At 29.4% G+C, this 9626-nt stretch carries 11 protein-coding genes; all 11 read right to left on the minus strand.

The genetic code is table 11. From position 1 onward, the window contains the following. Positions 1-73: 73 nt before the first annotated feature. Positions 74-1066, minus strand: a complete 993-nt coding sequence (locus tag I6E31_12045; GenBank protein ID MCF2640691.1) for a hypothetical protein — start codon at positions 1064-1066, stop codon at positions 74-76. Between the two features lie 21 nt (positions 1067-1087). Next, positions 1088-1807, minus strand: a complete 720-nt coding sequence (pgeF, locus tag I6E31_12050; GenBank protein MCF2640692.1) for a peptidoglycan editing factor PgeF — start codon at positions 1805-1807, stop codon at positions 1088-1090. A 9-nt stretch (positions 1808-1816) separates the two neighbouring features. Next, the gene (gene aroF, locus I6E31_12055) at positions 1817-2830 is read right to left on the minus strand and encodes a 3-deoxy-7-phosphoheptulonate synthase (GenBank protein ID MCF2640693.1); all 1014 of its coding nucleotides are present in this window, start codon (positions 2828-2830) and stop codon (positions 1817-1819) included. 29 nt (positions 2831-2859) lie between these two features. Further along, positions 2860-3150: a Smr/MutS family protein gene (locus I6E31_12060; GenBank protein ID MCF2640694.1), complete on the minus strand. Its 291-nt coding sequence runs from the start codon at positions 3148-3150 to the stop codon at positions 2860-2862. Between the two features lie 120 nt (positions 3151-3270). Further along, on the minus strand, positions 3271-3810 hold the full coding sequence (locus I6E31_12065) for a glutathione peroxidase (protein MCF2640695.1): 540 nt from the start codon (positions 3808-3810) through the stop codon (positions 3271-3273). Positions 3811-3837: 27 nt separating this feature from the next. Further along, positions 3838-4587, minus strand: a complete 750-nt coding sequence (locus I6E31_12070) for an ABC transporter ATP-binding protein (GenBank protein ID MCF2640696.1) — start codon at positions 4585-4587, stop codon at positions 3838-3840. Next, positions 4571-5317, minus strand: coding sequence for an ATP-binding cassette domain-containing protein (locus tag I6E31_12075; protein MCF2640697.1), 747 nt, complete (start codon positions 5315-5317; stop codon positions 4571-4573). Before I6E31_12075 ends, I6E31_12070 begins: the two co-directional genes overlap by 17 nt. Beyond that, entirely contained in the window at positions 5317-6078 is a 762-nt protein-coding gene (locus I6E31_12080) for an ABC transporter permease (protein MCF2640698.1), read from the minus strand. The genes I6E31_12075 and I6E31_12080 overlap by 1 nt, the downstream gene beginning before the upstream one ends. Position 6079: 1 nt before the next feature. Next, entirely contained in the window at positions 6080-6994 is a 915-nt protein-coding gene (locus I6E31_12085) for an ABC transporter permease (GenBank protein MCF2640699.1), read from the minus strand. A gap of 2 nt (positions 6995-6996) precedes the next feature. Further along, positions 6997-8484, minus strand: a complete 1488-nt coding sequence (locus tag I6E31_12090; GenBank protein MCF2640700.1) for a diguanylate phosphodiesterase — start codon at positions 8482-8484, stop codon at positions 6997-6999. Between the two features lie 652 nt (positions 8485-9136). Beyond that, on the minus strand, positions 9137-9382 hold the full coding sequence (locus I6E31_12095; protein ID MCF2640701.1) for a YadA C-terminal domain-containing protein: 246 nt from the start codon (positions 9380-9382) through the stop codon (positions 9137-9139). Positions 9383-9626 lie beyond the last annotated feature (244 nt).

Raw genomic sequence — 9626 nt, forward strand, 5'->3', positions numbered from 1 at the left:
CGAAAATCACTGGAGTTACTTGAAAATTTATTTGTTTTTTCCACCAACACTATTTGACAAAGAGCCTGTTTTTCTATTTATATTCCCCTAACATAAATCTAAAAAATGCAGGATTTACCCAAACCTCTTTAGTTTTTACTCTTATATTCTTATTTTTAGCTAACTCTTCAACTAAAGGTTTTGATTTTTCTGGAAGTGTTAATACATGAGCATCATATCTATTATCTGATACTATATTATCTATAAGCATCTCATATCCATCGACTTTCTCTGTTTGGATAAATGGTTGCCACCAAGATTCATGTAGTAACCCTTTCTCATTTTCATCATCTTTTTTAGCATATTTATCTATTAAATCAAAAAATTTCTCTTTATCTTTTTGACTTTCAAATTGAAGTTTTAAATCATATTCTAATGGATGAGCAATTATAGTTCCATCTGGCATCTTTGTTGTAGCATAGCTTGATTCTCCCCACTCTGGAAGATATACAAATGCTGAAGTTTTTAATTCCAATTGAACCTTTGCATCTATTCCCTCACTTCTCAACATTCCAATAATTTGTGAAGCATGAATCATATCACTATGACCATAACTTGCTGTAAGTTTTTCATCAAAGTTTGCATAATCTTTTCTATCTTTAATATTATATCCAGTAGTTAATCCTTTAAGCATAGCTCTATTTAAAATAGCATTTAGTGAGCTATCCTCTACTACTTCTCCTCTGCTCCATTTATTATTTAATCTTTCAATTATATTTTTATCTGAAACATTTCCAATATAATTTTCTTCAACATTGATATAATCAGTTACAAATTTGCTTAATTTTTCATTAACATTTTTCTCTGTGTTTAGATCTTCAATAGTTAAAGCACCTAAGTCAACTAATACAGCTTTACTACTATCTTTTTTAGCCTTATACCCTTTTAAAGATTTCTCAATTTTTTCTTGAGAGTAAGTTCCTGCTAATTCCTCCATTTTCAGATCTTTAACAGCTCTTTCGTAAAGAGTTTCTCCATAAAGATTCATTGATAACAATGCTAATATTATCATCAAACTTTTTTTCATTTTTTCTTTCCTCCTAAAACTTTATTTAAAATATATAAATCCACCAGCTCTTCCAGAACTCTCTTTTTCCCTTCTAAAAGAATGAAATCTTTCATCTTCATAAGTACAATAATCATTAACTATTATATTTTTTTCTAAAATTCCATTTTTCTTTAGATTTAAAAAATTAAATTTCTGATTATCAAAATATATTTTTCCATCTTTTCTTAAAAAACTTCCCTCTATTAAATCTTCAGAAAATTTTTCTGAAAACTGTTGTAAAAATTCTTCTCCTACTTCATAATTTTTTTGAGATATTCCAATTCCAAAAGCTACTATTATATCTTCTCTCTTACTATTAAAATTTTGTTCCATCAATTTTATAGATTCTAAAGCTATCTCCTCATATGTCCCTTTCCAACCAGAATGAACAAGTGAGACAACTTTATTTTTAGCATCATAAATATATACTGGAAGACAATCAGCATATTTTGTATAAATCACTATATCTCTTCTATCTGTTATAAATCCATCTGTATTTTCAAAATAAAATATATTGCTATCTTTAGATATTATCTCAATATTTTTAGTGTGAGTTTGATATCCAGCAACTATCTTTCTATCTCCAAATTGAAAATCTTCAATAAATTTTTCCTTAGGAAGTTTTCTCACATCACCATAACTTTTTAAAGTATAGATTGCTCCTACTCCTAAATCTTCCAACTCTTTTATTCTGAAATAGTTATTTCCTTCTATATACATATTCACTCCCTACTTCAGTCTCTTTTTTAATTGTAAAACTTCTTCTAAATTCTCAGTTAATTTTTTAAACCCTTTAAAATCTAAAGATTGTACCCCATCAGATACTGCACATTCAGGATTTTCATGTACCTCTACCATTGCCCCATCTGCTCCTGCTATAACTCCTGCTAGTGTTACAGGCTCAACTAAAGATCTTCTTCCTGTTCCATGACTTGCATCTATTATTATAGGTAGGTGACTTTTCTCCTTAATCAATGGAATAGCATTAATATCAACTGTATTTCTAGTCATTGTTTCAAAAGTTCTAATCCCTCTTTCACACAAGATTATCTCTCTATTTCCATATGCCATAAGATATTCTGCTGCCATTAAAAAATCTCTTATTGTTGCACTTAAACCTCTTTTTAAAAGTACAGGTTTCCCACAACTTCCTAACATCTTCAACAAGCTAAAGTTTTGCATATTTCTAGCTCCAACTTGAAGAATATCAGCATATTTTGAGATAAGAGGAATATCCATACTATCCATAACTTCTGTTACTACAAGTAGATCATACTTATCAGCAGCTTCTCTCATATATTTTAGCCCCTCTTCTCCTAACCCTTGGAAATCATATGGAGATGTTCTTGGTTTAAAAGCTCCACCTCTCAATATTTGAGCTCCAGATTTTTTTACCTGTTCAGCTATTTGAAATACAGATTCTCTATTTTCAATAGCACAAGGTCCAGCCATAAGCATGAAGTTTCCTCCACCTATTTTTCTACCTTTAATATCTATAACTGTATCTTGTTTTTGAAACTCTCTACTTACAAATTTGTAGCTTTTTCCTATAACTACAAGTTCATCTACTCCATGAAAAGATAGAAGTCTATCCATATCAACTTTACTTCTATCACCTAATACACCTATTTTTAGAGTTTCTTCATCTTCAATAATCAGACTTCCTAATTTGTTATTTTTTAAAAACTCTAATATCCTATTTTTTTCTACTTCTCCTATACTCTTTTTTGTTTTTATGTACATAATATACCTTCCATTCTATTAAAATTTATTTATTTCTTCTTGTTTTTCTTTTTAGGGAGAGGAAGATTTTTTAAAGGTGTTACATATGTAACACCTTCATTCAAATCTAATCTAACTTTTACACAATCTTTATTTCTTGAAAAATATGCTCTCAATTTAGTTCTAATTACTGCTTCCCCATCTAAAATTTTTGAGCCGTAACCATGTATAACTTTTATCTCTTTTCTCTCTCCCCTTTTATACAAAGCATTATATTTTGTAATAAAAACCCTTAAAGCATCATCAAAATTCATATAATGCAAATCTATTTCATTATACATTATTTTTTCTCCTAAGCACTTTTTATCTTAATAGGATACCATAAATTTAATAAAATTTAAAGATATATATAAAAAAGCCGTGCAAACTAATGAATAAAATCATCAATCTGCAACAGCTCCCTATCTTAATATCTCTTTTTCAAGCTCTGCTTCTAAATCTTCAGGAGTTACAGTAGGAGCAAATCTTCTCACTACATTTCCCTCTCTATCTATAAGAAACTTTGTAAAATTCCATTTAATCTCACTACCTAAAATTGAATTTCCTAACTTTGCAATTCTATCTTTAAAAGATAGTGACTCTCTATTTTCTATCTCCTCTTTTCCCTTCTCCTTTAAATAAACATACAATGGAGCTGCATCTTTTCCATTTACGTCTATTTTAGCAAAAGTTTTAAAAGTAGTTCCATATTTTAACTGGCATATTTTTGCTATCTCCTCATTAGGTTCAGGAGCTTGTTTTAAAAATTGATTACTTGGAAAATTTAAAATCTCAAAACCTTTATCTTTATATTTTTCATATAGTTTTTCCAATCCTTCATACTGTGAACTAAGCCCACATCTTGTAGCAGTATTTACAATAAGAAGAACTTTTCCTCTATACTCCTCTAAATTTTGTTCACTTCCATCAATATTTTTAACTTTTATATTATAAAGTTCCATATTCACTCCTTTTAAAATTTTCTAGTATTACTCAACTTCAATCCCCTCAAGAAAATATTTTCCATAGTCACTTTGAGGATTTTTGAAAAACTCAACAGTTTCTCTTAATTCCTGTATCTCTCCCTTATAAAGAAGTAAAACTCTATCTGATATATTATATACTACACCTAAATCATGAGATATAAAAATAAAAGTTGTTCTATATTCTCTATTAAATTTTCTTATTAGATTAAGAATTTGATTTTGTATTGATAGATCAAGAGATGCTACTGGCTCATCACAAACAACAAGTTTAGGATTTAAGATCATAGCTGCTCCAATTACTACCCTTTGCCTCTGTCCACCACTTAATTCTGAAGGGTATTTATCCTCGCTATTTTCATCTAAGCCTATCTCTTTAAGCATAGCTTTTACCCTTCTTCTTCTCTCATTCTTATCCTTTACACCATTTACTTTCAATGGCTCTTCCAATATACTTCCTATTTTCATAGCAGGGTTTAAAGAGCTATAAGGATCTTGAAATACCATCTGTATCTCTTGCACTTTTCTTTTCTCCAAAGGTCTGCCTAGAAAAACTATCTCTCCACTATCCTCTTTTTCTATTCCTAATAAAATCTTTCCAATAGTAGATTTTCCAGCTCCTGACTGCCCTACTATTGAAAATATCTCTCCCTCTTTTACATCAAAGGTTATATTTTTTAGTATCTCCTTTTTCTCCTTTGAAAAAAAGCTCCCTATCCTATATGATTTAGTTAGATTTTTAACTTGTAAAAACATCTTTATCTCCTCTTGTCCATAGAGTTTTTGAAAGTCCTATCAATTTCTTTACATATATATGTTCTTGATGTTGAAAAATCTCTTCACAACTATTTTCTTCAACTATTCTTCCTTGATACATTACACTTACTCTATCTACAAAATCTCTCACTGAATCTAAATCATGAGATATAAATAAGATTGAGATTCCTAAATTCTTTCTTATCTCTTTAAAAAGATTAATTACCTCTTTTTTAGTTCTCAAATCCAATGCAGTAGTTACCTCATCTGCTATTAATAGATCTGGCTCTCCTATTAATGCTCCTGCTATAACTACCCGTTGTCTCTCTCCTCCACTTGTTTCATGGGGATATTTTTTTAAAAACTTTTCAATATCCTTTATTCCAACTTTTTCTAAAAGAGTGACTATTTTTTCTTTCCAATTTTCACTTGTTCCATAGTGTGATTCATAAAGTTTTTTTAATTGACTCCCTATTTTAATTGTAGGATTTAGAGAGATAAAAGCATTTTGAAATACTGCACCTATTTTGCAATTTTTTTCAAACTTCTCATATTTTATAATACTACGTTCTGGTAAAATTCCCAAAATAAATTTAGTAGTTAACGTTTTCCCACTTCCTGACTCTCCTACAAGTCCTACTACTTCACCTTTTTCCATATGAAAATCTATATCTCTTAAAAGTTTTTCTCCATCTATCTCTAAATTTAATTTCTCTATATTCAATATCATCAGAATCTTTTTCCTCTCTTTTCCAGTTTATTCATCTGATAAACTGTAAATATTATAGCCAACCCTGGTACAATAGTAAACCAAGGAGCTGATAAAAAATATGATTGTGATTGATTTAATATATTTCCCCATGTTGGATATGGTGGTTGTATTCCTAAACCTAAGTATCCTAAACCTGCCTCTGTTAAAATAGCTCCTGCAAACCCTGTTGTAAAACTTATTAAAACAGATTTCATTATATTAGGTAAAATATGATAGAAGATTATTCTAATATTTGATACTCCATAAGTTTTAGCAGCTATTACATACTCCATATTTTTCTCTTTTTTTACTAATCCCCTTACCATATTTACACATCTTGGAAGATAAATTATAAATATTGCTACTATCATAGAAAGAAAACCTGTTTTTAAAACTATTATAACTCCTAAAGCTATTAAAATTGAGGGTATCGCTATTATTACCTCTATAAAAGATGTTATTATAGAATCTAAAGATTTTCCATAATACCCTGCTATACTTCCAATTATTGTTCCTACTATTACTGATAGAGCAACTGAAACTGATGCTATCAACAAGGTATAAAAAGATCCTAAAATTAATCTACTAAAAATATCCCTTCCCATATTGTCACAACCTAAAATATTTTCTAAATTAGGTGGAGTTAAAATCTTATTATCATTTATTGCATAGGGATCTTGATAGAAAAATAGTATTAAAAATAGAAGTATAAGAATTAAAACAATATATTTTCTCTTCATACTATTTTTCCTCCTTAATTCTTGGATCTATTATAGAATAAATTATATCTATAAAGAAATTTATCAGCACAAGAACAACTGAAGTATAGAAAATAAGCCCTTGTATCAAAGGAATATCCCTTGTTAAAACTGATGTTATTAAAAGTCTACCTATTCCAGGAATAGAGAAAATCTGCTCTATTATAACTATCCCTGTAATAAGATCTATTACCATCATTCCAGCTAAAGGAACTACTGGTAAAATAGAATTTTTTAATATATAGAGATTTAACCATTTCATCTTCATTCCATTAACAAAAAGATATTTAATATATTCCTCTCTCATCTCATATTCAAGATTACTCTTAATATATCTTGTTATCACTCCAATATTTGGTATAGCTATCACTGCACAAGGTAAAAGTAGTGAAGTAAAGCTATTATTATACCCTACTGAAAATAATCTCAATATAACCCCAAAAACAAACATAAATATTATACCTAACCAAAATGATGGAATAGATATACAGATTCCAACTAAGAAATCTCCAAATTTCTTTATATGTTTATTTTTTACTTTATACAAAATAAATGATAGTGGAATAGAAACTAAAAACACTATTGCAATGGAGATTAAAGCTATCTCCATTGTCAATGGTAATCTTTCTAAAATCAATTTCATTACAGGTTCAGAGTATTTGAAAGAGTTTCCAAAATCTCCAACTAATACTCCTTTACCCCAATCTAAATATCTTGCAAAAAAACTCTTATTTAATCCCAGTGTCTCTCTCAATAACTCAATATCCTCTGGTGAGCTTTCAACTCCCAATATTGCTGCTGCTGGGTCTCCTGGAATCATCTCTAATAATAGAAATGAAAGTGTACCTATTAAAAATATGGAAAATATCATTTTCACAAATTTTTTTAAATAAAACATCTTTATTCTCCAATGCTTAACTTAGCGAAGTTAATAAATGATAAAGGATAATATACAAATCCCTCAATATTTTTGTCCATTGCTGTTATTAGCTTAGGATCCATTATATATACTGCTACATGATTCTCTCTTAAAATCTCTTGAGCTCTCTTGTAGTTTGCAATTCTTTTATTTTCATTAGGTGATAGTTTAGCTTCAGCTATAAGCTTATCATATTCAGAATTACTATAGTTATAGAAATTTTTTGGGTAGTCAGAAACATATCTTCTTAAAATTGAATATGGATCTAATTTACCTGTAAGCCCTACTATTGTAGCCTCATGTTTTCTTCCGCCATATACATCTGATAACCATGTTGCCCACTCTACTGTCTCAATATTCATAGTAACTCCAACCTCTTTAAGTTGTTCAGCTATTACTTGAGCAGTATTAACGTGCATTATATAGTTGCTTGGAACTCTAACTGTAAATGTTAAATCTGAGTATCCAGCCTTTGCTAATAATTCTTTAGCTTTTTCTACATCTCTAGTTTCTCCTATATTTTCAATGCAATATTTTTTCATAATTGGACTCATATTTGTTTCAAGTTTTATTCCTAGTCCACCCATTACATTTTTTATTATAGCATCTTTATCTATTGCTAAATTTATAGCCTCTCTAACCTCTTTATGTGAGAATGGCTCAAATTTATTATTCAATGCTAAAAGTTGAACTGTATTTTGAGCTCCTGAAACTGTTTTAAAGTTTTTCAATTCATTTACTCTTTTTGAGTCAACACGAGGTAACATATTTATCTCTCCAGATAATAGTTTTAAGAAAGCTGTCTCAGCATTTGGAGTTACAAATACCTCTACATCATCAATCTTTGCCTTTTCTCCCCAATAATCATCATTTTTAGTAAGAGTTAATTTTTGTTCTTTTTCATAACTAGCTACTTTAAATGCACCTGTACCTATTGGATTTTTATCTAGTGAATCTCTATTTTCATCAGGAACAATAGCCTCTGTCATAGAGTAGATAAAAGCCGAATCTGGTTGAGTAAGTTCAACACTGACTTCATTATCCCCAGTTATCTTAATATCCTTTATATTTGCAAACATAGCTTGAGCTGGAGTGTCTCCCTCTCTACCTGACATTTTTCTCAATGAAAACTCAACATCTTTTACATCAAGAGGGTTCCCATTATGGAATTTAATATTATCTCTAATTGTAAAAGTATATGTCAATCCATCATCTGATATTTTATAATCCTTTGCTACTGCTGGAATTAATCCTCCATCTACATCTGGCATTACAAGCCCTTCAAATACATTCATCATTATCTCTTCAGTACCACTTGATACCATCTTATAAGGGTTTAAACTATCTATATCCATGCTCATTATTGTCTTTACAACTTTTTTGTCCTCTTTTTTCTCTTCACTGCCACACCCTGCTAATACTACTCCTAAAATTGCTCCCAATACTAGCCCTTTTTTACTTAAATTCATTTTTCCCTCCTTGATCTCAGAAAATATTTTTTAAATAGTTAGTGCTTTACAATAAAGCTTAGTATACTGAATCTGATTTATCCTATCATATTTTCTAGGTTATTTCAATGTATATCTTGCTTCATTGTTTTCTTAAATTTTACTTTTGTTTAATATATCTATACTAAATGATTTTTCAGAAATTTTCAAGGTTTTTGTTCTCTCTTATCTTCTTTGGGGTAAAAATCATTCAAAAAAAATGAATTAATATACAAAAAAAGCCCATAAGGGCGAGGTGTGTTGGCTATTTCCTATTTTTGTCAATCCAGTTACAGATGATACTAGCTAGTATACTTGCAACCACCTGTAATAGCAGCTCTTTTAGAAATTCCATTACAACACCTCCGAATTAATATAAGTCTTATATACACAAGTGTTCTGACGACTCATGTATATAATACAAGCCCCCAAAAATTGAGGGCTTATATTATTCAGAACTTTTTATAACTTATATTAATCCATTACCCTTATGGGTGGTGTTTCTACTTTAATGATATCATAGATCTTTACAAAAGTAAATAATGAAAAATTGGTTCTCTTTTATCTATTCTAATATTTTAGAGCAATAATAAGAGGACAGTAAAAAAACTGCCCTCTCTAACTATTTAATTTATTATCTTCCAACTTTAAATTTATAAGATGCTCCAGCTCCTATTGCAAATGATTCTGGATTTCCTGCTGTTGCAGAGTATTTAACATTTACATTAAAGTTATCTGTTGGTGCATATGCTACTCCTACTGCAACTGATTGTGCATTTCCATAGTGTCCAAATCCTGCTCCAATAGCCATTTCTCCTGCTTGTACATTTTGGAAGTCAACTGCATTCATAGCTGCCATTAGTGATAATCCTTCATTCATCTTTTCATCTAATCTATCTACTCTATCTTCTAAATGAGTAATTCTTGCTTCATGGTTATTTAATCTTCTGTCTTGTGTTTGATTTTTTTCATCTATTTTATCTAGTCTATTGTCTTGTACTTGATTTTTATTATCTATTTTATCTAGTCTATTGTCTTGTGTTTGATTTTTTTCATCTATTTTATCTAGTCTATTGTCTTGTGTTTGATTTTTTTCATCTATTTTATCTAGTCTATTGTCTTGT

This window comes from Fusobacterium varium, assembly GCA_021531615.1.
GTDB lineage: Bacteria > Fusobacteriota > Fusobacteriia > Fusobacteriales > Fusobacteriaceae > Fusobacterium_A > Fusobacterium_A varium_C.

Excerpts from the sequence above, each read along its gene's own strand:
- I6E31_12070 (MCF2640696.1), bottom strand. The coding sequence starts at position 4,587 with ATGTTTTTACAAGTTAAAAATCTAACTAAATCATATAGGATAGGGAGC.
- I6E31_12090 (MCF2640700.1), bottom strand. The coding sequence starts at position 8,484 with ATGAATTTAAGTAAAAAAGGGCTAGTATTGGGAGCAATTTTAGGAGTA.
- aroF (MCF2640693.1), bottom strand. The coding sequence starts at position 2,830 with ATGTACATAAAAACAAAAAAGAGTATAGGAGAAGTAGAAAAAAATAGG.
- I6E31_12045 (MCF2640691.1), bottom strand. The coding sequence starts at position 1,066 with ATGAAAAAAAGTTTGATGATAATATTAGCATTGTTATCAATGAATCTT.
- I6E31_12065 (MCF2640695.1), bottom strand. The coding sequence starts at position 3,810 with ATGGAACTTTATAATATAAAAGTTAAAAATATTGATGGAAGTGAACAA.
- I6E31_12060 (MCF2640694.1), bottom strand. The coding sequence starts at position 3,150 with ATGTATAATGAAATAGATTTGCATTATATGAATTTTGATGATGCTTTA.
- pgeF (MCF2640692.1), bottom strand. The coding sequence starts at position 1,807 with ATGTATATAGAAGGAAATAACTATTTCAGAATAAAAGAGTTGGAAGAT.
- I6E31_12075 (MCF2640697.1), bottom strand. The coding sequence starts at position 5,317 with ATGATATTGAATATAGAGAAATTAAATTTAGAGATAGATGGAGAAAAA.
- I6E31_12085 (MCF2640699.1), bottom strand. The coding sequence starts at position 6,994 with ATGTTTTATTTAAAAAAATTTGTGAAAATGATATTTTCCATATTTTTA.
- I6E31_12095 (MCF2640701.1), bottom strand. The coding sequence starts at position 9,382 with ATGAATGAAGGATTATCACTAATGGCAGCTATGAATGCAGTTGACTTC.
- I6E31_12080 (MCF2640698.1), bottom strand. The coding sequence starts at position 6,078 with ATGAAGAGAAAATATATTGTTTTAATTCTTATACTTCTATTTTTAATA.